The 24,743-nt window shown below is 65.5% G+C and carries 17 protein-coding genes and 1 pseudogene; 3 read left to right on the top strand and 15 right to left on the bottom strand.

Annotation, left to right across the window (positions count from 1 at the left end):
• Positions 1-629 precede the first annotated feature (629 nt).
• From R5W23_RS32715 to R5W23_RS17825, 6 genes and pseudogenes are all read right to left on the bottom strand, one after another.
• The gene (locus tag R5W23_RS32715; protein WP_407936144.1) at positions 630-1,118 is read right to left on the bottom strand and encodes a DUF1559 family PulG-like putative transporter; all 489 of its coding nucleotides are present in this window, start codon (positions 1,116-1,118) and stop codon (positions 630-632) included.
• Complete coding sequence (locus R5W23_RS17840; RefSeq protein WP_320687460.1) at positions 1,039-1,518, bottom strand: DUF1559 family PulG-like putative transporter; 480 nt, start codon at positions 1,516-1,518, stop codon at positions 1,039-1,041. The genes R5W23_RS32715 and R5W23_RS17840 overlap by 80 nt, the downstream gene beginning before the upstream one ends.
• Positions 1,519-1,639: 121 nt before the next feature.
• Positions 1,640-2,320 carry a hypothetical protein gene (locus R5W23_RS17835; RefSeq protein ID WP_320687459.1) on the bottom strand — a complete coding sequence of 227 codons (681 nt, stop codon included), beginning with the start codon at positions 2,318-2,320 and terminating at the stop codon, positions 1,640-1,642.
• Between the two features lie 537 nt (positions 2,321-2,857).
• Positions 2,858-3,217 (bottom strand): annotated as a pseudogene (locus R5W23_RS32710) (cysteine peptidase family C39 domain-containing protein); the annotation flags it as partial.
• A 124-nt stretch (positions 3,218-3,341) separates the two neighbouring features.
• Positions 3,342-4,238, bottom strand: coding sequence for a hypothetical protein (locus R5W23_RS17830; protein ID WP_320687458.1), 897 nt, complete (start codon positions 4,236-4,238; stop codon positions 3,342-3,344).
• Positions 4,239-5,396: 1,158 nt separating this feature from the next.
• A complete protein-coding gene (locus R5W23_RS17825; RefSeq protein ID WP_320687457.1) occupies positions 5,397-5,681 on the bottom strand; it encodes a hypothetical protein in 285 nt (94 codons plus the stop codon).
• Between the two features lie 193 nt (positions 5,682-5,874).
• Between R5W23_RS17825 and R5W23_RS17820 the strand changes: the two genes are divergently transcribed.
• Positions 5,875-7,182 carry an FG-GAP-like repeat-containing protein gene (locus R5W23_RS17820; RefSeq protein WP_320687456.1) on the top strand — a complete coding sequence of 436 codons (1,308 nt, stop codon included), beginning with the start codon at positions 5,875-5,877 and terminating at the stop codon, positions 7,180-7,182.
• 12 nt (positions 7,183-7,194) lie between these two features.
• Here R5W23_RS17820 and R5W23_RS17815 read toward each other — a convergent pair whose 3' ends face one another.
• From R5W23_RS17815 to pdxA, 4 genes are all read right to left on the bottom strand, one after another.
• Positions 7,195-7,425, bottom strand: coding sequence for a TraR/DksA family transcriptional regulator (locus R5W23_RS17815; protein ID WP_320687455.1), 231 nt, complete (start codon positions 7,423-7,425; stop codon positions 7,195-7,197).
• A gap of 592 nt (positions 7,426-8,017) precedes the next feature.
• Positions 8,018-9,955 carry a sigma-70 family RNA polymerase sigma factor gene (locus tag R5W23_RS17810; RefSeq protein WP_320687454.1) on the bottom strand — a complete coding sequence of 646 codons (1,938 nt, stop codon included), beginning with the start codon at positions 9,953-9,955 and terminating at the stop codon, positions 8,018-8,020.
• An 827-nt stretch (positions 9,956-10,782) separates the two neighbouring features.
• Positions 10,783-12,645 (bottom strand): threonine--tRNA ligase, encoded by a 1,863-nt coding sequence (gene thrS, locus R5W23_RS17805; protein ID WP_320687453.1) that lies wholly within the window; start codon positions 12,643-12,645, stop codon positions 10,783-10,785.
• 501 nt (positions 12,646-13,146) lie between these two features.
• Positions 13,147-14,109: a 4-hydroxythreonine-4-phosphate dehydrogenase PdxA gene (gene pdxA, locus R5W23_RS17800; protein WP_320687452.1), complete on the bottom strand. Its 963-nt coding sequence runs from the start codon at positions 14,107-14,109 to the stop codon at positions 13,147-13,149.
• Positions 14,110-14,196: 87 nt separating this feature from the next.
• Here pdxA and R5W23_RS17795 point away from each other — a divergent pair, with 87 nt between their 5' ends.
• Positions 14,197-15,408 carry a WD40 repeat domain-containing protein gene (locus R5W23_RS17795; RefSeq protein WP_320687451.1) on the top strand — a complete coding sequence of 404 codons (1,212 nt, stop codon included), beginning with the start codon at positions 14,197-14,199 and terminating at the stop codon, positions 15,406-15,408.
• Positions 15,409-15,705: 297 nt separating this feature from the next.
• Entirely contained in the window at positions 15,706-16,677 is a 972-nt protein-coding gene (locus R5W23_RS17790; protein WP_320687450.1) for an ATP-binding response regulator, read from the top strand.
• A 30-nt stretch (positions 16,678-16,707) separates the two neighbouring features.
• Here R5W23_RS17790 and R5W23_RS17785 read toward each other — a convergent pair whose 3' ends face one another.
• The 5 genes from R5W23_RS17785 to R5W23_RS17765 form a co-directional block, all read right to left on the bottom strand.
• Positions 16,708-17,712, bottom strand: coding sequence for a WD40 repeat domain-containing protein (locus R5W23_RS17785; RefSeq protein WP_320687449.1), 1,005 nt, complete (start codon positions 17,710-17,712; stop codon positions 16,708-16,710).
• Between the two features lie 47 nt (positions 17,713-17,759).
• Positions 17,760-19,061, bottom strand: a complete 1,302-nt coding sequence (locus R5W23_RS17780) for a DUF1501 domain-containing protein (RefSeq protein ID WP_320687448.1) — start codon at positions 19,059-19,061, stop codon at positions 17,760-17,762.
• 52 nt (positions 19,062-19,113) lie between these two features.
• Positions 19,114-20,742, bottom strand: coding sequence for a DUF1549 domain-containing protein (locus tag R5W23_RS17775; RefSeq protein WP_320687447.1), 1,629 nt, complete (start codon positions 20,740-20,742; stop codon positions 19,114-19,116).
• A gap of 163 nt (positions 20,743-20,905) precedes the next feature.
• Positions 20,906-23,035 (bottom strand): sensor histidine kinase, encoded by a 2,130-nt coding sequence (locus tag R5W23_RS17770; protein WP_320687446.1) that lies wholly within the window; start codon positions 23,033-23,035, stop codon positions 20,906-20,908.
• 107 nt (positions 23,036-23,142) lie between these two features.
• Positions 23,143-23,838: a response regulator transcription factor gene (locus R5W23_RS17765; protein ID WP_261188593.1), complete on the bottom strand. Its 696-nt coding sequence runs from the start codon at positions 23,836-23,838 to the stop codon at positions 23,143-23,145.
• Positions 23,839-24,743: the final 905 nt, after the last annotated feature.

Below are 24,743 nucleotides of genomic sequence, written 5' to 3'. Positions count from 1 at the left end.
CACATCCTCCCACGCGCATGTGGGGTTGCTCCGTCGCATGTGAACCGGTGGTCGCCGAGCCATTCGGCCCCGTGCGAATGGGAGCATCCGGTGAGCAACTGGGGCCAACTCCTGTCCACGGGCGGGGTGCTCGCTGCCCCCGAACCGCCGATGGTTCAGGAAGAACCGGAGCAAGTCCAGGTACGCACCACCCAGGGCACGCCGCAGGAAGACGCACCCGCGCGACCGGCGGCTCAGGTTCTCGATCACCACGCGGGTCCGAACCGTTGCTGACGCGACCTCCCCGACCGCTCCTCGCACGCCCCGGTAACGGTCCCCTCAACGGCCGGTGTAACGCCGCATCGCGTCGCCACGTCGCGGGTCGGGTCGGGTCGGGTCGGGTCGGGTCGGGGCCGACGCCGACCGCACCCGGCGCATCACCTCCGGTGGCACCTCGTACTCCGGCACCCACCGCGCCCAACCCATGATCCAGGGCAGCGGCGAACGACGGTCGCTCGTCGACCGGGTTCCGCACGGCACGAACCACCGCCCCGCTGAGGCGCGGGCAACCGGCAGCCAGAAGATCGATTCGGTGTGGATCGCAGCCTCCGCTAGCGGCGGGCCCTCCTGCCGCCAGCAGGTGGAAAAAGTTACTCCGGAACTGTACTTACTTCGCCCCCTGCACGTGTCGCAAGTGCGGGGAGCATTTCGTCAGCGGCATATCGTAAGAATCGTAAGCTGCCGTCCGCAAACGCAGCGTTCGCCCCGCCGGGGTGGCGGGACCAGAAATGGAAAGTGTCGCACGGCTCGTCGGCACCTGACAAAAAGCGGTACGGGCCAACCCCGCAGCCCTCCGTGTAACTGGACGAGCGCCGGTTGATCTCGCGCACGCCGAGCAGCATGTCGCCCGAACCGGCCGAATCCTGGCCCACGCCGGCGTACCACCATCCGAACCCCCCATTGCCCGTGCTCGGCGGGCGCTCACAAATGAGAAGCGTGTTCGAGGTCCCATCGGTCGCGTCCGCGAATCGGACCCTTGAACTGCGAAACAGCATCCCGTCACCTGTCGTGTGATCGGTGCCGCACACACCGAGGTAGCTGGTCAACCCGGCCCCCTCCAGTTGCGAACGCGTTCGCAACTCGGACGGGCACGTGAAAAGGGAAATAGGCGTGGTGAAGCCGACGTGCGGGGGGGGTGAACGGGTCCGCAGACATCCGGAATGCCTCAACAGTGGCTTGCCAGAGCGCCGCCTGCTCGGCATACGGGAGGATCCGCGCGTGCCAACCCAAAAACTTGTACGGTTCGACAGGCAACGGGGTGCGCGTTGCGTTTCCCATCGGAAGGGTCCCGTGCCCGTCGTGGTACATGTGGAGGGCGAGGCCGAGCTGCCGCAACTGGTTTTGGCACGCCGCCCGGCTCATCGCCCCCCGCGCCCGCTGCACCGCTGAGAGCAGCACCGCGCACAACAGGCCGATGATGGCCAGGACGACTACCAGTTCAATCAGCGTGAATGCGGTCCGCCGGGTGGGTGTGGTCATGCCGATCTCCTGCGGCTCCATGCCTGATCCGATCGATTGACACCTGTTAGACCTGGCGCAAAATTTAATTTTCGACTATTTGCGGCAAGCTCAAACATGAGCGGATCGACCGGATTTGGTATCACCGCTCCGGGGGCTGAGTAAACACCAACACCTGGACCGTGCCGGCCGGGGCGGGGCCGTTACCGGCTGTAATTGCCACCGTGGCCGATGCATCCTGCGGCGGGGGGCTAGTGACCGTTAGTACGACTGATGTTCCGCCCCCATCGGCGGACGAGGCAGACGCCCCAAGCCATTCGGGCAGACCAGTCACCCGGATCGCACCTGCGGGACGGCGGCTCGGTAGCGTGACGGCCCGCCACTGCCCGACGAGGGCGCTCGCGGTGCCCCCGGCAAAAAGGACTTGGCTCACATCTGGGGAGAACTCGGCCCGTCCGGTGAGTTGCACGCGCAGAGGCACTTTAACCTCACGACCGGCATAATCAAAGACCAAATGGCTGGTGGTTTCCAGTGCCGTGGCTCCGGCCGGAATCGTGGCGGTGACGTCGATGGCCAAAACGTTTTGTGTGTACAGACTGGATTCCAAGGCCGCCCGGTCGTCAGGCCCGGGGCGGTCATTGACGACCGCCTGGATCGTCGGCGATTCGGCTTCGATCCGCTTGAACACCGGAGGCGGGATTTCACCGCTCGCGGGGTGAAAGACGCGGACGGTACGGGTCACGGCTCCGCCCCGGTCGGACATGGCCTCGGCAATGACGCCGGGGCTGAGCGTCGGCGCCCCGACCCCGACCCAGGCGAGCATCACCAGTTTTGACCCGTCGGGGTCTTCGTTTGTTACGAACCGCAGGGCCGCGCTCCCAGGACCGTCGCGGACCTGGAGGGCTACCTCCAGGTCCACCGACTGCCCCGCCCCGATCGCCGCTGGGGCCGAAACGACTGCGCAGATGCACGAAGACCGGATCTGGCGAAGCTCCAACGTTTCCGCCCCTACATTCCGAACGGTCACGCGGAATGAATGCGGGCCGGAGGACAGCAGCCCGAGGTGCCGGGACGGCTCCGGAAGCTCGAGGGTCGGCCCACTCAGCGCCCGGGGCCACCAGACCCACGCGCCGCACCCGGCCGTGACAATGACTAGGGCGGCCGCAGCTACCGGCCGACCCGGGACACGTCTTATCACCCGACCGACGGGGGCGGCAGCTCGGGCAATACGCTCCCGCCGCAGCATAGCAAGAGACAGTCCTACTAACGCTGCGACGAGCGGCCCCCATAGGCGCAACGGGCTCGGGCCGGTGGCCGCAAGAGCGGCGTCGAGCTGGGGACCTTCTTCGGGCTTTCCGACGAGTAAGCAGTAGCCCGTCCAGGCCCGTTCGAACTCCGGCCAGGGCATAGCGAACATCGGGTACGGTGGGTCGAGGAGGTAAACGGCTTCGGCCGATGACCCGAGCAGAACAACGAAGTGCGGTTCTGCGCGCCCGTGTGCATATCGGGTCTGGACCACCGCCGGCGCCGGCAAGAACCTGAGCCGCTGGGGGGAGGTGCGAACCGCGCGGTGCGGCAGTCCGGCCCGGTCGAAGGCTTGCTCGAGGTCCGAAAACGTGTGCTCGCCGCCGTCTCGTGAGGCCCCCAACTTCTCGCGGGCCTCCTCCCATGTCATCCGCACGCCTTGGAGCCGGCACGCGGTGAAGAAGCTGTTCAGCCCGCAACTCTGGTAGTCGGCAAGCCCCCCGTGGGGCGATCCCCCTCGCGCGTGCCCGCCCCCGAAAACAAAGGCGCATAAGGACTAGAAACAGTAGGCCCGCACCCCACATCGCCGTCCCCACCCATTAGGCCGCTTTGCCTCTCCGCAACAGGCGGAGGGCCGTGATCCCCACAACAAGTAGCGCGGCGACGAGACCGCACGCCCATCGCCAGTCCCGCCACCATGTCTTCGAAACCGTTTGGAACTCCGCGGCCGAACCGAGCGGAAGGGCCTCGCTGGCCTGAGCAATCAACTGATCGACGTTGGAACCCGGGTCCGAGCTGCCTGAGATGAATTTCACCTTCCGGGTCGTGTCGTGAACCACGGTCCCGACAGGAAACCCGAGCCGGAAAGTCGTGTCTGGGGGGGTAACGTTCCACTTGGACCCGGCCACATCGACCTCGCCCGTGACCGAATAATCCTCCTGCCCGAGTTCCGGCCCTGGGCTCGTGTTGTACAACCGGGTGGTCGCCTTAACCGGGACGGTCACCCCGTTGGGCAGGCGGGTGAACGCCTCGACGGTCATGAGCCGCCTTAGCGCGGTTTTGGCACCGGGATTCAGTCGCAGGACGCGGACCTCCACGGGGAAAAAACCCTGTGCGGGATCTACGACAAGTTGGAACCCGTGCTTGTCGTAAAGCCCCTTCTCCTCGACAGGGGGGAGGTCTAATACCAGCCGCCCTCCCGGTCCACGTGTCACCCACGCACCTGCCGACAACCGCTTCCGGAACACATCGGGCAGCTCGAACATTCCGTCCAAGCTACGAAAATACGAAAGGTAATCAAACCCTTCTTCGATTGGGGCGTACACCGGGGCACTGACCATGCCCGACTTGTCCGCTTTATGTAGGACGCGGTTCTCGGTGCCATCGCTGACGAGAACGCTCTCCGACTTGCGGTCGGGAAAGCGGAGCGACCGAGAGAGCGATTCGACCCGGAACCGCCAGCGGTCGCGGTGCCAGATCTGGCGGTGTTCGGCCACAACGGGGAGGTCCGTGCGCTCGACCGCCAGCAATGTTTCTTGTTTAAACTTGATTTTCAAATCGTAAGAGCGAATTTCACTCGTGGCTGCATCGAGCAGGTCTATGAACTGCGCGGGGGTCGGATCCGCAGCCCGAGCTGGCGGCCCTACCGCGAGGACCAGAATCGCGCTGCAAAGCGACGAGAACGGGTAACGAATTCGTGTCATAGTAGAATCGGGCGTGAGGGTAAGAGGACCGGTACGGCACCGACCGGCCTTCGGGCCGGCGGCGGACCGCCAGACAGAACCTACCATCCGCCCCTGTAAACCGAATGAATTGACGATTCAATGGGCGATTGGCAGGATTTGCGGCCTCTGGAACGGACCTCCTTGGCGGAAAGGCTTCTAACTCTGTTCCGCAACCGCGACTGCAACTTTGGTGCAGTCGTTCGATCCGAAATCAGCCACATCTTGCGCGCACCAACTTACCTTTTTGTCGCCCTTGCACTCGCAATGCGCGACAACGGTACCCAAACGCACCGCATGTTCAGCCGTTAGTCTCCACATCCCATACCGTTGGTAGATTTGATTTTACAGTCGAACAAATCAAATCTTTCGCTATTCGTGTAGGTGCAGCGCTTCGTCAACTTCGTCGTTTCCGAACACCCGTCGCAGTCGCTACTACACTTCGCCTCGGTGCGATCCTTGCAAACCGTATTGCCCGTATCATTACACAACCTCTCAAGAAGCTTACTAGTGCAGTCGCGTGCCCGACCCGTGACCCGGGCCGACTCGGACGCACTCAGCACCTCAGTGTCTCTACTCCAACAGGCCTGTCCGGAGACGGCCCAACAGACGGTCAGGACACATATCGCCAACAGATACATTGCCGAGCAACGCATGCATTGCCTCCAGCAGGGAGGAACGGTCGCGGGGCTCGCGTGATTGATAAATGTGCAGAGATAGTCTCACGGAATTTTGTTATTGTCAATATCTTGCGGCCTTTTCTTGCATTTTACGCATAACGTTGCCAGTAGGTGTGATGTCCCTGCTGCGCCGTTCCCTAGGTTTTCCGTCAGGTTGTTCGGCCTGGTTTAATAAGTGCCACTTTGGGTAACACGCGGGTGGGAGGACGTGGCCGCGTGTCTCGAGGCCCGTCGCACGCACGTGTGGGGGTGTTCAGTTACGTGTGAACCGTTGGTAGCCGAGCAATTCGACCCAGTGCGGATGGAAGCGTCCGGCGAGCAACGGGATCCAACTCTTGTCCACACGCTCGGGGTGCTCGCTGCGTCCGAACCGTCGGTAGCAGAACGTGGAGCTCACATCGCCCCCGACGAGCACCGGTCGCCCGTGCCAGAAGATCTCGTCGTAGGCCCCGATGCGGACCGGTGGCCGGTCACATCGGGCGTTGAGTTGGCGGGCCGGTTCGACGGCCGAATGGACGATGTTGTGGACGGCACCCACAGAGAGGTGTTGGCCGAAGAAGTCCCGGAACAGTTCTTGGGCGCCCCGCCGCGGGCAAGGCCCTATGAGCGCTAGGCCGAGCGCGAGCCGACGGTTTCGGTCCGAGACGTTGCCACAAGCAGTTACAAAATTAGACTTTACCCGCGTGATGAATGGCGGCTTCGGCGGGCCAACGTATCAGGAGATTGTCCGAATGTCTCTTATTCCTTTCTCTTTGCGCGCCCGGCTCAACTGCGAATCGTTCGAGGACCGGACGGTACCCGCGGCCGGGGTGCTGGAGATCTCGTTCGCAAGCAATGCGTTTGAGACTCCCGGTGCCGCCATCAACGTGACCGTCGTTCGCACCGACGGCTCCGACGGCATAGTATCGGCCACGCTTACCGCGACCGGCGGCACCGCGATTTCTGGAACCGACTTCGCAGCCGGGCCGTTCACCGTGACGTTCGCCCCCGGAGAGGTGACGAAGGTCGTTACCGTCCCGGTCACTGACGACACGCGCAAGGAGCAGACCGAGACCGCGACGTTCACCCTGTCGAACCCGACCGGAGGGGCGACACTCGGTACGTCGGTGTCGGCCACCGCTTCGATCTTCGATGACGACGGAACGCTGGTCGCGTCGGCCCAGCCCGCCTCACAGTTCGCCTCTCCCCAACAGACGACGGTGAACATCTCCGCGGCAAACTCGAGCGAAGTCCTGCCGACCGGGTTCCGGACGTCGTTCGTACCGTTCGCCGGGTTCAACGGACCGTTGTCCGTCGCCCTCGGGGATGTCAACCGCGACGGCATTCGGGACGTGATCGTCGGCGCGTCGGTGAACGGGCACGTCAAGGTGCTGGACGGAGCGACCGGAGCTGAACTCCGCTCGTTCCTGGCGTACCCCGGGTATCCCGGGGCGGTGCGCGTGGCCGCGGGTGATGTGAACGGTGATGGAGTCGCGGACATCATCGTTGGGGCCGATATTAACGCGCACGTGAAGGTGTTCGACGGGGCGACCGGAGCTGAACTCCGCTCGTTCCTGGCGTACCCCGGCTTCCCCGGCGCGGTGGACGTGGCCGCGGCGGACGTGACCGGGGACGGGATCGCGGACATCATCACAGGAGCCGGTATCAACGGCCACGTGAAGGTGTTCGACGGCAAGACCAACGTCGAAGTGCGCAGCTTCTTGGCGTACTCGGGGTACACCGGGCCGGCGCTGGTGGCTGCGGGCGACGTGAACGGAGACGGGTTCGCGGACATCATCACCGGCGCGCCTGCCGTCGGACACATCAAGGTGTTCGACGGCAAGACCAACGCCGAGTCGCTCAGCTTCCTCGACACCCGCACGACTCCGACCGTTGCGTTCGTCGCCTTGGCGGCCGTCGACGCCGACGGGGACGGACTGGCCGACATCATCGCCGGCGAGTCCTCGATCTACGGATCGTACAACGGGCGAACCGGTGTCAAGCTCCCGATCAGCGGGAGCATCGACCGGCTCAACACCAACTTCGTGTCCGTCGGCTGACCGGCCGCGACGTTACTCGCCGCCCGCGGGCTTGATGGGCTTGCGCACCTTGCGGGTGGTGTAGCCGCCGTAGTTCTTCTTCAGACTCCCTTCCTTGCTGATGCGTTCGGGCGTTAAGTACACCGTGAACTCACCGCCCATCGCGCGGCTGCACGCCACGCACACCTGCGTCTCGGGGAGCGCCTGAAGGCGCTCCGCCGGGATCTCGTTGCCGCACCGGGCGCACGGTTGAGGGGTCGTCATCGGTACCGTCCTCCGGAAGTCGAGATGCGGGCCGGCGCCCCGCGGCCGGCCCGCCAGTTCTGTAACGCCGAGCGCCGGCGATTTACTCCCCTCCAGCACCCGAAACGGGCCAAAAAGGCTGCGAACGAACCAAATCGTTCGCGGCGCTGTCTTCCGAATATCGGCGGTCGCTCCGGGCGCGCCGCCGGGACTCTAAGCACTTACCCGTGGCTGGTTGTAACGTTTGAAAACGAGCCGCGACCGCCCGGGAGCGGGATACGTCACCCGCTCCCGGGCGGCCGCGGCTCGTCAAAACGCGCAGCGCAACCACGGCCGCCTGCTTAGATGCCACGCACCAACGTCAAACTGTCGAACGCCTCGCAGTGCCCGATGCGGCCTGTTCCCAATCACCGGCATGTCCGACACGCTCACGTTCGCGAACCTACTGGCCCAGCGGAACACCGGCGGGCCGGCCGCGCGTCAGTCCGTGTACGGTATCGCCCCGGCGGATCACATGATCGACGGGTGATTCATCGTGGATGGTATCCGTTCCTTTTCTCGGCGGATGCCACCGTGCCCGACTCGTCCCTTATCCTTCCCTTGCGTCCGGTTCTCACTTCTCCTTGTCCAGAGACCACACCTTCACCGTCTTGTCGTCAGAAGCGCTGGCCAGGCGTTTGCCGTCGGGGCTGAAGCAGACGCTCCTCACCAGACCGGTATGTCCCTTGAGGGTGAGGAGTTCCCGTCCCTTCCCCGCATCCCACACCTTCACCGTCTTGTCCCAACTGGCACTGGCCAGGTGCTTGCCGTCGGGGCTGAAGCAGACGCTCTGGACCTCACCGGTATGCCCTTCGAGTGCCAGGAGTTCTTGCCCCTTCTCCGCGTCCCACACCCGAACCGTCTTGTCCAGGCCGGCGCTGGCGATTCGCTTGCCGTCGGGGCTGAAGCAGACACTACCGGTGCCGGAGGTGTGTGGCGTTTTGATCGTGAGGAGTTCCTGCCCCTTCTCCGCGTCCCACACCTTGATCTTCGCACGCTCCGTTACGCCACCTGAACTCCACGGGTAGACACTCGCGATCCGTTTGCCGTCGGGGCTGAAGCAGACGCTGCCGTTTGGTATGACATCCGCCTTGAGTGTGAGGCGTTCCTGTCCCTTCCCCGCGTCCCACACCTTGACGTGCTCGGAGCTGATCGTGGCGATTCGCTTGCCGTCGGGGCTGAAGCAGACGCTACCGCCATGTGGGTGCTGCCCCTTGAGGGTGAAGAGCTCCTGCCCCTTCTCCGCGTCCCACACCCGAACCGTGTGATCCGTGGAAGCGTCGGCGCTGGCGATTCGCTTGCCGTCGGGGCTAAAGCAGACGCTCTGCACCATGCCGGTGTGCCCCTTGAGGGCGAGAAGTTCGGTCCCCTTCTCCGCGTCCCACACTTTCACCTCGCCTGGACCGGGCGGAATTTCCCCGGCCCCGCCAGATCCAGCGCCCGCCGCCAGAGACCAATCCCCTCCACCCGTGACGACTCGTTTGCCGTCGGGGCTGAAGCAGACGCTCTGGACCTCACCGGTATGCCCCTTGAGGGTGAGCGGTTCCGGTTTTTCGGCCCGCGCAGAAGTCCTTTCCGGCAGGGGGAACAATCCCACCGGTCGGGCCGGACCGTCCTCCGGTTGGACTTCCACCTGCGCCGCGTGGGCGGCGTAGAAATGTCCACCGACCGCCGTCGCCACCAGGGTGAGTACAATCAGCGCGCCGGCGACGACCCCGATTTTCGTTACGTGAATGGTTTTCAGCACTCCTTCCGTCAGAACGGCAACCCTGGCCGACGCGGCCAGCGCCACGGACTTACCGTTGACCACCGCGAGCGCCGCCGCGGCCGTCGAATCCAGGCAGGCCAGGGACATCGCGGTCGCCTTCGGACCGTCGGATGCTAGGGCGGCGGGCAGCACCGCCGACCAAGTGATACCGCGACCCTTCAGCCGGCTGCCCAGAGCCTCGCATGCCTGCTCTAACCGCCGCCGGAGTGTGCTCTTGCTCCAGCCGAGCTGATCGGCCGCCTTATCCTGCGTTTGGCCTTCCAGGTAACACAAAATCAGTGGCAGCCGCCACTTGTCCGGCAGGCGACTCAGCTCATCGTCCAGGGTCGAACGGACCTCGCCCCACGTGAGATCGTCCGGCGGCACGGCCTCGGGCCGGGCGGCACCGGCTTCCCGGCGCTGTCGGGCCGCGGCGCGGCCCCTGGCTTTGCGGGAGACGCGGAGGGCCACCCCGTGAAGCCAACCGGCCAGCGAGTTGCGTTTGCGCAGAGTGTGTAGTTCCTGAGCGAGCACCAGAAAGGTGGCCTGGAAGGCGTCCTCGGCGTCTTGTGGGTGTCGCAACACGCGGCGGCAGACGTGGTAAACCAGCGCCCCGTGGCGGAGCAAGATGGTCAGGAGGGCCGACTCGTCACGGGTGGCAAGCACCCGCTCGACGAGTTGGCGGTCGGACTCGACGCCGAGAAGTTCCGCCGCCATGCCGCGCGTCAGATGTTGAAGAAAGTCGCCCACACCTGCCGTGGCCATCGGTGGACACTCCCGCGAGGATCAGCACTCCGTATGGTAGTGCCCGCAGGAAGTGAAAAGTGTTCACCTTTACTCAGGCGGCGTTCGATGATGGCCAGCTCGATACAGCGATGCACGGAGTGCCATCGCGCCGACGCTCATTACCCAAGACAAATCAATCTGCCTCTAACGTGATCTTCCTAGCGCCTACCTTGAACAACAAATTGCACTACCGAACTAACGACAATGCGACAGCAGAAGCATTCTTCCGCGACGACCGGCGGTCCCCGTACCCGTGGAAGCGCCTCATCGCCGCCGAAGCAGCATTCCAGATGTGTCGGGACGAGGCGGCGGGTGCCTCCGCATCGAAGTGTGATGCGAACCCGAAAGGAACCAGTCCCCGGCCCCACACGATCGCGGGCCTCACCAGCTCAGCGCCGACGGCTGTGGCCCCGGCCTACAAGCACTGTAACCCACTTGTCAGACGTGTTTGCCGCACTCGCGCCGGCGCCGTACTCGCCACTCTCTCACGCGAGGTGCCCCCCAAGCGCTCGCCCACTCCGCCCTATGCAACAGGTCGAAGCTTCTGCTGGGTAAGCACCGGGCACGGAAAGCGACGCGGCCTCCGCGGGTTGTGGTTGCACGGCCGTCTTGCAATCACAACCCGAGGAGACGCAAACCTCACCCTTAATGAAGGGTATCAGGCTTAGGACTACCGGTCAGAAGTCGTCAGGTCAGCAAGTCATAAAGTCACGAGACTTTGCCCTTACTGAATTTGTGACGTTACGACATTCAACGAGCGGACTTTTGACCAGAAGTCCTCATAGGCGGTTCGACCGGATACGTTCCTACGGCAGCAGTTTCAGCGTGCGCGACTTCACCACTGCTTCGAGCATCGCGACGAACTCCGCGACCGGCTTCTGGCCCAGATCGACCTTGCCGCGCAGCCGCACGCTCACCGCGCCCGCCTCAACGTCCTTGTCGCCGACCACGAGAATGTAGGGGACCTTTTGGGCCTCGGCTTCCGCGATCTTGGCCTGCATCCGGCGCTCGCGCAGGTCCACGTCCACGCGGTAGTCCTTGTCGAGCAACTCGTTCCCGAGTTTCTGCGCGAACTCGAAGTGCCGGTCCGCGATGGGCACGATCGCGACCTGTACCGGCGACAGCCATACCGGGAACGCACCGGCATACAGCTCGATCAGGTACGACATCATCCGCTCCATCGTGGAGATCACGCCGCGGTGGATCATCACCGGGCGCTTGGGGGTGTCGTCGCTGTCCTTGTACTCCAACTCGAACTTGGCCGGCAGGTGCTGGTCGGCCTGGATGGTGCTGAGCGTCTCCTCGCGGCCCATCACGTCCTTCACCTGCACGTCGATCTTCGGGCCGTAGAACGCGGCCTCGTTCCACGCCTCGAAGAACGGCATCCCGCTCTCTTGCAGCACCTCGCGCAGCATCTTGGTGCTGCTCTCCCACATGGCCGGGTTGTCCACGTACTTGTCCGACGGCGGGCCGTCCGGGTCCGCGTTCTTCGACAGCCGGAACCGGTACTCGGTGATGCCCAGGTCCGCGTAGGCGCGCTTCATCAACTGAAGCACGCCCGCGATCTCGTGCTTCACCTGGTCCGGGCGCACGAACAGGTGCGCGTCGTTGAGGGTCATGCACCGGACGCGCGACAGCCCGCCGACCACGCCGCTGCGCTCGAACCGGTACATGTTGCCCAGTTCCGCGATCCGGATCGGCAGGTCGCGGTAGCTGCGGGCCTTGCTCTTGTACACCTGGATGTGGTGCGGGCAACACATCGGCCGCAGGCACAGCTCCTCGTCGTCGTTCCCGCCCTCCCCCATGTCCATCGGCGGGAACATGCTGTCCTTGTAGTGGTCCCAGTGGCCCGAGATCTTGTACAGCTCTTTCTTCGCGATGTCCGGGGTGAAGACGTGCAGGTACCCCGCCCGGCGCTCGTAGTCGGTGATGAAGGTTTCGAGCAGCCGGCGGATGGTCGCGCCCTTCGGGAGCAGCATCGGGAAGCCCGAGCCGAACACCGGCTCGTTGGCGAAGAGTTCCAGCTCGCGGCCCACCTTGCGGTGGTCGCGTTTGGCCGCCTCTTCGAGCCGCGCGAGGTGGGCTTTGAGGTCGTCGCCCGACGCCCACGCGGTCGCGTGGAACCGCTTGAGGGACTTATTCTTGCTGTCCCCGCGCCAGTACGAACCGGTCACCTGCTGGATCTTGAAGCCCTTCGGGTCCAGGTCGTTGGTGGCTTCGACGTGCGGGCCGCGGCACAGGTCGACGAAGGTGTCCTGCTGGTAGACGGTGAGCACCGGCGCGGCGGCGGAGGCGTTCCCGTACTCGTCCTGCCCCTTGGTGAGGCCGTCGATCAGTTCGAGCTTGTACGGGTTGTCCTTGAACAGCGCGCGCCCCTCGTCGGCGCTGATCTCGCGCACCTTGAAGGCGTGCTTGCCCTTGATGATCTGCTTCATCCGGTTGGCGATCCACTCCAACTCGCCCTCGGTCGGGTTCACGTCGAGGTCGAAGTCGTAGTAGAAGCCGTACTCGTTGGGCGGCCCGATGGTGGGCTTGGCTTGCGGGAACTTCTCGACCACCGCCTGCGCCAGCACGTGCGCCAGCGAGTGCCGGAGCTTGTACAGCGCCGGGTCGTAGTCCTTGGGGATGTACTTTTCGCTCGCCGCCTTGAGTTCCGCTTCGGTCGCCATGATGGAGATGCCTTTTCGTGCGCGGCGCCCGTGGCACCCGGACATACAGCCGGAACCTCCCGGGCGTCGCAGAGAGCATGTTACGTCGAAAGGGACCGCCCGACAGGTAGGGCAGGTTCACGAGCCCGATGCACGAACCCACGAGTTCACGTTTCCGAAGCCGGAAGACGTGCCTCGCACCGCCAGTGCCGCGAAGCTACCACAACTGATGGCAAAAAAGTGGCTTCGAAGTGGCACGTTGGCGGCGGTGCGGTGACGCCAAAGAGCGTTCCAATTGTATCGGTTACATCGGTTGAAAGGAGCCAATCGGAACGTTGAGCGACATTTCGGGCGCGTGTTGCGTCTAAAGTTCAAATGGCACGGAGTGCCCTGTCGGGCGCAGCCGCGGCTGCAAACCAATGTGAGATATTTAGATGCGCCTTGGCTACGGTCGGCAATTGGGACAGCTTCCCTCCGCACCGGTCGTCGCTGCCATCTGATGAGTAGGGAGCGGCGTTCCGCTCAAACCGCGCGGCACAGCTTCACGGCCAGTTTGACCGCCTGAATTAAACTGGAAACGTCCGCGACGCCCTGCCACGCGATGTCGAACGCCGTGCCGTGATCGACACTGGTGCGCACGATCGGTAGCCCCAGCGTTACGTTGACGGCCTCCTCGAACGCGAGCGCCTTCAGCGGTATCAGCCCTTGGTCATGGTACATGCACACGTAAGCGTCGCACCGCGCACGGTGCTTCGGCAAGAAAGCGGTGTCGGGCGGGAGCGGGCCGCTCACGTCGATGCCCTTGGCGCGTGACGCCTCGATCGCGGGCACGATGATCCGCTCCTCCTCGCGGTCGCCGAACAGCCCGTGTTCGCCGGCGTGCGGGTTCAGCCCGCACACCAGGAGCCGCGGGTCGCGCCCGCGGATCCGGCGCATCGCGTCCGCGGTCAGTTCGATCGTGTCGCAGATGCGCTCGACGGTGAGGAGCCCGGGAACCTCACGGTAGCCGACATGGACCGTAACGAGGCTGCACGTGATCGCCTCCGCGGTGAGCATCATGCACGACCGCTCGGCGCTCGTGCGGGTCGCGAGGATTTCAGTATGGCCCGGGAACGGAAAGCCCGCCGTGTGCAACGCCTCCTTGTGCAGCGGCGCGGTCGCGACGGCGTCGATTCGACCGGCAAGGGCGTCGTCGATGGCGGTGGTGAAGTAGCGGTAAGCCGCGGCCCCGCACGCCGCGGACACGTGCCCGGGTACGATCGCGTCGCACCCGCCGTCAAATGTGGTGAGATCGCGAACGGCGGCCGGATCGGGTTCCGGCCACCTCAACTGAGCCGCAACGCGCCGCAACAAGCCGAGGTCACCGTACACGAGGGGCTCGCACAGTTCGCGAACCTCTTCGCTCCGGACGAGCCGGAGGCACAGTTCCGGGCCGACCCCGGCCGGATCGCCCATGGTGACCGCGATTCGCGGACGTGCGGACATCGTGCTACCGTTTCTTGCGTGCAGATCGAAAGCGGGCGTCGCACGCATCATTGTACGGCCCGCCGCCATCCCTTCCGGAGGCCCATTGTGATCGCTCCACTCATCCCGGCCCGCGCAACAGCAATTCTGTTCGCGCTCACTCTGATGGGATTAGTGCCAGCGGTTGCCCCGGCCGAAACAGCACCCGCGACGGACATCAGAGACGCCAAGGCGTGTGGCGACAGCGGCGAGAAGGACGATACGCCGGCCGGAACGGACGCCAAGGTCAAACGCGCAGACCGGCGCGGCGACGCCAGGTGGTACACCGTAGGGTCAGCAGGGACCACCGGTCGCCAAAAGCCGACACCATTCGGGCAACTCAAGGAGATCGAGAACCCGCCCCCGGACCTGTTCACACTCGCACGACCGGGCCATTTAGGCGCCGTTTCGGCGGTGGCCGTCACACCTGACGGCCGGATGCTGGTCTCGGCGGGCAACGACTGCACGGTTCGCCTCTGGGACGCATCAACCGGAAAACCACTCCGAGTGCTTGAAGGGCACACGGCATGGGTCGGCAGCGCGGTCGTCACTCCCGACGGGTCGAAGGCGGTGACCGCGGGCGGCGACGGTACGATCCGCGTGTGGGATCTGAAGACCGGCAGGGAACTCGCCAAGCTCAACGGCCACGCGGCCGCGGTCCGGGGTCTGGCGCTGACCGCCGATGGTAAAACGCTGGTCTCTGGTAGCACCGACAAGACGTGCCGCGTTTGGGATCTGGCAGCGTGTCAAGAGTTAAAGCAGTACGGGGCCGCAAAAGCTTCGGTGGAGAGTGTAGCGGTAACCCCGGATGGGACGCATGTGCTGGCCGGCAGCGACCTGGGCGCCGTCACCGTGTACGACGCGCAAACCGGCGACGTAGTCGGCGGATTCAACAAGCATGGTGGTACCGCGGTCCACACGATCGCGGTCACCGCCGACGGTGAGACCGCGATCTCCGGCGCGCGTGACAAAACCGTTTGCGTGTGGGACATTGCTTCGGGGCGAGAACGGAAGCGACTCAGTGGGCACAAGGAACACGTGTACCACGTCGCGATCAGCCCGGACGGCAAGCGGGTCGCGTCCGCGAGTTGCGACAGAACGGTACGCATCTGGGATCTCGCGTCCGGTCGAGAGTGGAAGCGGTTCGAGGGGCACGAGAACGGAGTTCAGGGCGTGTGCTTCACCCCGGACGGGCGATTCGTGTTCTCCGCGAGTTGGGACAAAACCGTGCGGCGGTGGCGTACACCGCCCGATGAAACGAGGCCCAAGAGGGTCGATTGACGCGCCCGACGAGCCGGCGTGTGAACACGAGGTGCCCTTCGGTAGGTACTCATGCGGGCGCGAAAATACACGCTGCGACCGGCACCACCGGGCCGAACGGGACGAAACGTTTGCGCCCCCATCCGCAGCAACTCACGCCGGGGTGAACGATTTCGCGACCAGCGCAAATCGCGCGCGTGGTGTGCGAAAAACGCGCACACGGGCGCCACCCCGCACCCGCGCCCTTCTCGCCCTGTTCTACGCTCGAAGCGATCTCGCATTCACTCGGCACTGTTCGGCTTCGCGGAGGCGTCTCCCATGACCACCCAATTCGGTGCCACCCTGGACGCGCCCCCGTCACCCAATTTTGCCCCGAGCACCCCATCCGCGGCACCGCACAACGCTCCCACGGTCCTGCTGGTCGATGATTCCTCCGTCCAGCGGCGCATCGTCCACTCGCTGCTCGACGCGGCCGGGACGTGGAACATCATCCAGGCCACCGACGGCCTCTCGGCGCTCAGGATGATCGAACAGGCGCCACCCAGCCTCGTGCTCACCGACGTGTACATGCCCAAAATGGACGGGTTGGTGCTCGTCGAGCAGATCCGGGACCGGTTCCCGAGTGTGCCGGTGGTGCTGATGACCGGGCACGGGAACGAGCAGACCGCGGTCGATGCGCTGAAAGCCGGTGCGTCCGACTACATCCCCAAGCGTGCGATGGTCACCGACCTCGGGCGCATCCTCGAGCGTGTCCTCACCAACGCCCGCGCCGAATCGGACCGGGTGCGCCTGCTCTCCGGCATGACGGGCCGGATCAGCCGCTTCAAGCTCGAGAACGACGCCCGGTTGGTCGGCCCGCTGGTGGCCCAGTTGCGCGACGACCTGCTCGCGGTGGGGGTGTGCAACCGGCACGGGCTCACCCGGATCGCCATCGCGCTCGAGGAAGCGCTAGTCAACGCGATCTACCACGGGAACCTGGAAGTGAGCTCCAAGCTAAAGGAGAACGGGGACGAGCCGTTCCTGGCGCTCGCCCGCGAGCGCCGCACCCGCTCGCCCTTCGCCGAGCGGCGGGTCCACGTGGTCGCCCGGATCACCCCCGCCAAGGCGACGTTCGTGATCGAAGACGAGGGGCCGGGGTTCGACCCGACCTCGCTGCCCGACCCGACCACCCCCGAGTGCCTCGACCGCCCGAGCGGACGCGGGTTGTTGCTCATCCGCTCGTTTATGGACGACGTGAAACACAATGCAATCGGTAACCGCATCACCATCACAAAGTATCGATCAGAATAGCGACCAAGCTCTTCGACCTGAGCGCGAGGCTCACGCCCCCAAGCGGTGAACCGTGATGCGGTTGTGCCCGGCACTGGTAATCTGGTCGCCTGCGGCCGAAAGCGCGAAGTCGTGGACGTGCATCGGCAACTTCTCCTGCCGGAGTACCTTCTTCGTGCCCACATCGAAGAAGCACAGGAATCCCTCACCTGCGCCGCCGGCGCCGAGCAACCACGAGCCGTCTGGCGCCCACGCCAGACGGTTCACGAGACCCACGAACTTGTCGCCCGGGAACTCCGCGGTCTGCTTCCCGGCCTTCCAGTCGAACACCTCCACCCGGGCCTTGCCTTCGAGGTGGTCGATGTTCCCAACTTTGCCCATCCCGCCCACCGCGAGCGATTTGCCGTCGGGCGAAAACGCAAGCGACCGCACGCCCCCGATCGAATGCAGCCGTTGCACCTTGTCCCACGTGTACATCACCGGCGCCTCGCACGAGCCAAGCTGCGCTCCGGTATTCGCGTCCCACACGACCACGTGCCCGACCTTGTCGCCCGTCGCCAGCAGCGCCGAATCCCTCGAAAACGTGACGGCGTAGAGCATCGAGGCGAAGTCGTGCGGGGTCTTCTCCTTGTGCCCCTTCAGTGTGTGAACGAGTTGACCGGTTTTCGCGTCCCACACCTTACAGAGCATGTCGTCGGCGGCACTCGCGATCAGCTTGCCGTCGGGCGAGGCGACCACCTTGCGGACCCACTTCGCGTGAGCGTCGTGAGTGCGGACGATCTTGCCCGCGGCGATGTCGAACCAGGTGAGCCGGCCGTCGTAACCGCCGCTGACGAGCGTGGCGCCCGCCAGCGCGACACCAGTGACGTAGCTCTCGTGCGCGTACAGTTCCTTCGGCTCGAACTTTGGGGCCGCTAGATCGGCTCGATAGACCTTGAAATCCGACCCACCGAGGTACGCGACATCGGCTCTGTCGGCACGGGCAATCGCAAAGGTGATGATCGGCCGCGAAAAGTCCTTAACCTGCTTCAGTGTGTCCGGGTTGGGAGCGTTCATGTGGTCGGCGCTGTGTTGGGGGTGGAAGCCGGGCCGGGGGGTACTCACTAGAGCAGGTCCTGGACCGCGTGGACGCCGGGGTTCACCAGCGGCACCGGGCGGCTGCCCACGTAGTAGTTCTTCTCGGGGTCCACGCCCAGCGCCGAATAGATCGTCGCGAACAGGCGGCCGGCGTCTACTTCTTCGGCCGTCACCGTCTGCCCCTTCGGGTCGGTCTTGCCATACACCGCGCCGCGCTTAATCCCGGCTCCGGAGACGGTACAGCTCCAGGCGCTCGCGAAGTGGTCGCGGCCGAGGCTGGCGTTGATCGACGGCGTCCGCCCGAACTCCGCCAGGGTGACGACCATCACGTCGTCCAGCAGCCCGCGCTCGCCCAGATCGTCGAGCAGCGTGGCCATCACGTGGTCGAGTTCCGGTACCATCTCCTGGTGCGTTTCGAAGTTCTGCCCGTGGCTGTCCCACCACGCCCGCCCCACCCGGACGAACGGCACGCCGGCCTCCACCAACCGCCGGGCGATAAGCGTCTGCTCGGCGAACTGCGTCGGCCCGTACCGATCACGCACCTTTTGCGGCTCTTGCGTGATGTCGAACAGCTTCTCACTGGCCATGATCCCACGGACCCGCTGGTACGCCTCGTTCTGGCTGCTCATCGTCTCCGAACTGCGGCCCTGGCCGAACTGTTTGCCAAGGAGGTCACGGAGTTCGCTGCGCTCGACGTGGTCCAGGTCCGAGATGCCGTCCAGCTTCTTGATGAACTCGGGGTAGTTGTTGGTGGTCAGTTCCATCGGGGCGTAACGAGCACCGAGGAACCCGGCGGTGCCCGGGGCCATCCCCCGGCCCTCGGTCTGGGTGTAGAAGGTGACGTAATCCGGCACCTTGCTGTCCGCGCGGCCCATCTCGCGTGCCACCACGGCGCCGAGGTCCGGGTAGCGAACCGCCGCCTCGTCGCGGCGCCCCTTCATCATCGTTACGGCGGCCGACCCGTGGTCGCCGTTCTTGGTGTTCAGGCCGCGGATCACACACGTGGTCTTCATCCGGGCGGCCATCTTCGGCATCAGTTCCGAGATGCGCACGCCGGGCACGTCCGTCTGGATGGAACGGAACGGCCCGCCGGTGCTCGCGCCGGGCTTCGGGTCCCAGGTCTCGAGTTGCGACGCGCCCCCCGCGAGCCACAGGAGGATGACCCGCTTCTGGGTCTTTTTCAGCGCCTTGTTCACGTCGGCGGCGGCCAGCGCATTGAGCTGCGTCATGTCCGCCGCCAGAGCCGCACCGGCGGTGAGTGCGCCGCCGAGGAACGCGCGGCGGTCGACGGCGTGGGCGGCCGAGCGGCAGAAGGTGTTCCGGGCCATGCGAAGTGCTCCTGTGCGGGCGGGCGCCCGCCGGGTGAGTAGGTGCGGGCGGTCAGTAGCTGAACCGGAACTCGGGTGCCGTTACGAGCGCCCACAAAATCTGTTTGTAGGCCTCGTGGGGTCGATCCTTCCGCTTCTCGACGTATGCGACCAAGGCACCTTCTTCCGCCCCGGTTGGGGCGCGGCCGTACGCAGCTTTCATCAGGAACGCGACCGCTTCTTTCGGCTCCGTCATCCCCTTCGTGCGCCCGAGCGCCGAGCCGCCGCCGTCGGTGAGCAGCTCCTTCATCACGCGCTCACCGTTGCTGAACAGCAGGGCCTCGCCCACGCCGATCTGGAAGTTGTCCGTCGGCTGCGCGAGCATGGCCGCGAATCCGCGTGCGGATGATTCGATCTGCTCCAGCCGCTTTTCGAGTTCGTCCGGCTTCAGTTTGTCAAAGCTCGATGGGTCGGCGGCGGCGATTTTGAGCGAGGTCGCGAGTTGGAGCGGGGTCAACGGCTTGAGCCGGGCGACGGCATAGGTCTTGAACGGCGGTACGCTCGCGGACTCTTCATATTTGCTGCTCCGCGAGTAGGTTTTGCTCATCACGATGCCGCGGATCAGTCGCTTGAGGTCGTAGTTGTGGGCCGCGGTGTCGCGGCTCAGCCACGCGAGCAGTTCCGGATGACTCGGCGCGTTCTCACTGTGCATCTGGTCCAGCGGGGACACCAGCCCGGTGCCGAGGAAGCGGTGCCACAGCCGGTTGCTGATCGACCGCGCGAAGAAGTCCGCGTTCTCGCCCTTCAGCGCCACCTCGACCAGTTTGGCCCGCGCGCTGAATTTCGGTGCGGGCGGCGCGGTCTTGGCGGCCTTAGCTTTGTCGAGGGCCTCTTTCTCGACCTTCTGCTCGGCGGCGCTCGCCTCCTGGGCGGTCGGGTCGTGGACGGCGGCGCCCGTCAGGAACATCATCTTTGCGGTGCGCTCGGGGCCCTTGGTGGGCTTGTACTTGACAACCCCGTACCCGCGTTCGGCCAGAAACCCGCCGTTATCGAAGGTGCGGGCGAGAAACGCCTTCATGCCGTAGAAGTGGTCCTGGGTCCACGCTTCGACGTTGGGGTGGTTGTGGCACTGCGCACAGCTCACGTTCACGCCGAAGAACGCCACGCTCACATCCGCGGTCAGCTTGTCCGCGTCACCGACCCGGCCGCGGAGGAACTCGGCCGCGCCCTTCAGCTTCGGGTCGGTCTCATCGGGCAACATGACATCACGAAAGATCTGGTTCCAGGGCTTGTTCTCTTTGAGGGCGCTCGTGAGGTAAGCGCGGAGCGCGGCTCCGCCGCGGCGGTCCCCTTCGGGGTTCAACATGACCTCGAATTGGGCCGCCTGGTGCCGCACGAACCCCGAAGACGCCATGAGCCGGTCCACGAGCTTCGCCCGCTTGTCGGCGTCGGTGGACTCGACGTAAGCGTCGACCTCGGCGGTCGTGGGAATACGGCCGACAAGGTCGAGCGTGAGCCGGCGGATGGTGGTGGCGTCGTCCGCTTGCGGAGCCGGAGTGATCCCGGTCTCATTAAGTGCGGTCTCGACGAGCAGGTCGATGACCTCCTCGATCGGTTTCGACGCGGGGGGCAGATCGGCCGCGCGAGCGAACGCAGGCGCGAGGGTACAGGCGGCTGCGAGGAGCAGCGAGCGGAGCCGCATAAAGAGTGCTCCAGGTTGAGGCGGGATCGGCAGTCGTGGCGGGAGTTCGGCGCACCAAACCTACGGAAGTATAACACCGGCGAAAACCAACGCCAGCGCAAACTAGAAAGCAGCGGCGATCGTCCAACGGGCGACAGCCCCCCACCACCCGCCGGGGCGAAAGTCACGACGCGGCGGAAGCGGCGGCACGTGCCAGAACGTGGTCCGGTGTGGGGGACTCGTCCGGGCTCGCCGGGAGCGTGACCCGGAACGTCGTGCCGATGCCGGGCTCGCTCTCCACCGTAATTGTTCCTTTCAACCGGGCCATGTACTCCTTCACGATCGCCAGCCCCAGCCCGGCGTGAACGCCGGTCGCGGTGCGCGACACGTCGGCCCGGTAGAACCGCTCGAAGATCCGCTCCCGCACGTCCGCGGTCATCCCGATGCCGGTGTCGCGCACCTCGAACACCGCCGCCGGGCCGTCGCGCCGCGCGACGAGCTCGATGGTCCCGTCGGGGCGGTTGTACTCCACCGCGTTATGGAGCAGGTTCATCAGCACCTCGCGCAGCTTGCCCGCGTCGGTGTCGAGGCGCACCTCGTCGTCCACGCGCACGGTCAGGGTCACGTCGTTCGCGGCGGCCAGCGGCCGGACCACCGCGGCGCACCCCCGCGCCAGTTCGCCCGCGTCCGTGCGGACCACTTGCGTGTGATCGTTGCCCGCGTCGAGCGAGGCGAGCGTCATGATCCGCTCGACCAACTGCCCGAGCTGGCGGGAGATCAGCCGGCACTCCTCAAGGGCGGTGCGGTACTGCTCCGGGCTGCGGGGCTTGCGCAGCGTGACGTCGATCGTGGCCAGCAGGGACGCGATGGGAGTGCGCAGCTCGTGTGAGATGTCGGCCACGGCCTGTTTCTCTCGTGCGAAGGCACGCTGTAAGAGGGTGAGGGTCTGGGTGATGCGGGCGTGAATCGGGGCCAACTCGCGACCCAGCTCCTCAGCCCCAACGGGGAGCCGGAAGTCCCTCTCGGACACCCGGCTGACGGCATCGGAGAGGGCGTGCAGTGGGGACAGCCCGCGGGCCACGATGAACCACCCGCCGAGCACCAGCGCGGCGAACGTGACCGCCCCGATGGTGACCAGCCGGGCGCGAAGCTGCGCCAGCTCGAGCTGCGTTTCCGTCCGCACCCGGTCCAGTTCGACGTCGTGAGCGGCGCGGACCGCCGCGAGCCCGTCGTTCGGGACCACCGGAACCCGGGCGAGTTGAACGATCACCCGCAGCGACAGGTGCGGCCCCCGCGGCACCGCGCGGAACGGCGCGGGGGTTGCGGTCGGCCAGGGCGGCGGCGCGAGCCACACGTCGAACATCATCGACCGCCCGTTCGGGCTGGTCGCGCTCGTCACCCGACGCAGAACGCCCTCCGGTGTCTCCACCTCGTCGAGTTTCGGCTCGGTTTCCCGGTCCGCGTGGAGCCATTCGGGGTCGAGCGGCAGTTCCACGCGCGCGTTCCCGATCCGGGCCGGGTATGCGACCGTCACGAACTGCGCGGGGCGCCGGAACGGCCCGCCCGCGAGCGCGATCTGGAACCCGCCGGGGTGGTCGTCGTCCTCGAACGCCTTGCCCAGCGCCTCCGCGATCCGGGCGAGGGCTCGCGGGCCGTCGTACTCGACCCAACCGGGGAACGGGTTGTACCGACGGGGGTCGTTAAAAGCCCGCGGGTCGGTGGGCGGCCCGGCGGCCGGCGAGCGGGGGTCCAGGGCCGCAACAACCGCCCAGGTGCCCCAGCGCGCGGAAGACGCCGCAGCGGCCTCCAAGAGGGCGACCCGGACACGAAACGCCCGCGCCTCTTCTTCGGTCGCTTTCACCGGTGCGGGAGGGTCCACGAACCTCCCGCCACCGCTCCAACCGCCACCGCCACCGCCTCCCGGGCGGGGGCCGCCCCCCGGTCCCGGCCCGGGCCACGGGCCGAAGGTGGCCGCGGCGATCGACGCTCCGGCCTGAATCGCTTGCCACTCGGTCGGAGTGAGGCGGCGCTCGTTCTGGCCCAGAATCGCCGCGAGCTTGTACTGCACTTCCTTCGAGAGCACCTTCGCTTCCGCGAGCAGATCCGCGTCGAACTTCCGCCGGGCGTCCTCGGCCCGGGCCTTGGCCTTCTGCTCGCTCAGCTTGAACCCCTGCTCGATGCGCCCGGCCTCCGACGCCTCGCGGTTGCGGACCGCGGCGTTGGCGAACCGGTCCACGAGCCCCCCCACCGCGCTCAGCGCGAGCGCGAGGAGCACCAGCAGGTAGCCCAGCAGCGAGCGGCGGATGGAGCGCATGGGAATCGAGTCGAAAGGTAAATAAGGAAAGGCACGGGAGGGCGCCCGCGACCGGTCGGATGCGGCGACGGCCCACCGCCCGCGGTCGCGCCCTTCCCTGTTGCCCTTTACTTCGCCGCCGGCGGGTCGTCCTCCCCGCGGAGCATGTACCCCTCGCCCCAGCGGGTGAGGATGAGGGGCGGATCAAACTCCTTGTCCACTTTGTTTCGCAGGTAGCGGATGTACACGTCCACGACGTTCGACGTGTTCTCGTCGTACTCGTCGTACAGGTGCTCCCAGATCATGCTCCGGGTCACCACCTTGCCGCGGTGGAACGCCAAAAACTCCAGCAGCGCGTACTCGCGCGGCGTGAGGTGGATCGAGCGCCCGGCCCGGCGCACGGTGCGCGCCGCGGTGTCGATCTCGAGGTCGTAGCACCGCAGGACGGGGTCCTTCTGCTGGTGCCCGCGGCGGATCAGCGCCCGGATGCGGGCGAACAGCTCCTCCAGGTCCAGGTTCGCTTTGCTCAGGTAGTCGTCGGCGCCGGTGTCGAGGCCGGTCACCTTGTCGGCCGTCTCGGACTTCGCGGTCAGCATCAGAACGTGGGTGTTAACCCCGGACGCGCGCCACCGCTTGAGCAGCGACAGGCCGTCCAACTTGGGGAGCATCACGTCGAGCACGATCACGTCGTACGCGGTGCTGCGGCACTTGACATCCGCCTCCTCGCCGTCGGTCGCGACATCGACGGCGAACCCCTCTTCCTCCATGCCCTGGCGCAGCGCCTTGGCAAGCGGCTGATGGTCTTCGACGAGCAGCACACGCACGATTCGCCCTCGCGGTCCGGAGCAACCCACCCGGATATTTGAGTTTACCCGGTCGCAATGAGTTGGGTATGAGAAACGAAACGCGAAACCCGGTTCGACCTCACCCCCGAAAACCTGATGAGAAACCCGCCCCTCCGCTCAGAACACGCCCGCCGGGCCGTCTTTCGACGGCCCGCACAGCCGCGAACGGATCAATCAAAACACCACACAACTAAAAAGCCAACTAACCCGCATTACTGATTCAACCACACAAGCTTGATCGACATCTGTCGCGAGGAAACACGATGCCGCGAACCGGTCAACCGGTTGGCGCAACGTCTTCCCTCTGTGCCCGCTCCCGTTTCAGCACTGTCGGAAGTCCGAACTACCACCGCGCTCATTCCGAACCGCGTGTCCGCCATCCGCGGCTCCGGGCGAGAGGCAAACGCCCTGCGCCATCTCATCAACACAAACGATTTGACAACAACATGTTACACCACATCACCTGAGCATCTCCAAGACCCGTTTCGGTTGCCATCGAAAGCGTACTCACGGGCCGGAGCGAGCGATTCGTGGGCAGCTCGGTACCAATTCGTTGGTAGTCCGTGACCGGTCGGACGGCAGCGAATGTCCAGTCGGTGCCCCATTGGACGTTACCCGCGTAGCCTTTGAAGCACTGAGCCGGGGAGCACGTTCAAAGGCAAAAGTGCTGATCCGTTTACCTTTGAACGTGCTCTATTTGCCTTGTGTGCCCCGAAAGGGATCGCCGCACATACGGCGGAAGCACAGTGCCCTACGCCGCCCCTAACTCACAGATGGCACCGCCCAGAACGGCGGTGCGTCACCTCTGATACTAAACGGCGACAGGCCCGCTGAACGACGTGCCGTACCGAATCCCGCCGTTTCAAGTTGGGCCGATGTGACAG

This window comes from Gemmata algarum, assembly GCF_034097035.1.
Taxonomy (GTDB): Bacteria; Planctomycetota; Planctomycetia; order Gemmatales; family Gemmataceae; genus Gemmata; species Gemmata algarum.
Note: the sequence above shows the minus strand (reverse complement) of the source record. Positions and strands in the feature narration are given on the sequence as shown.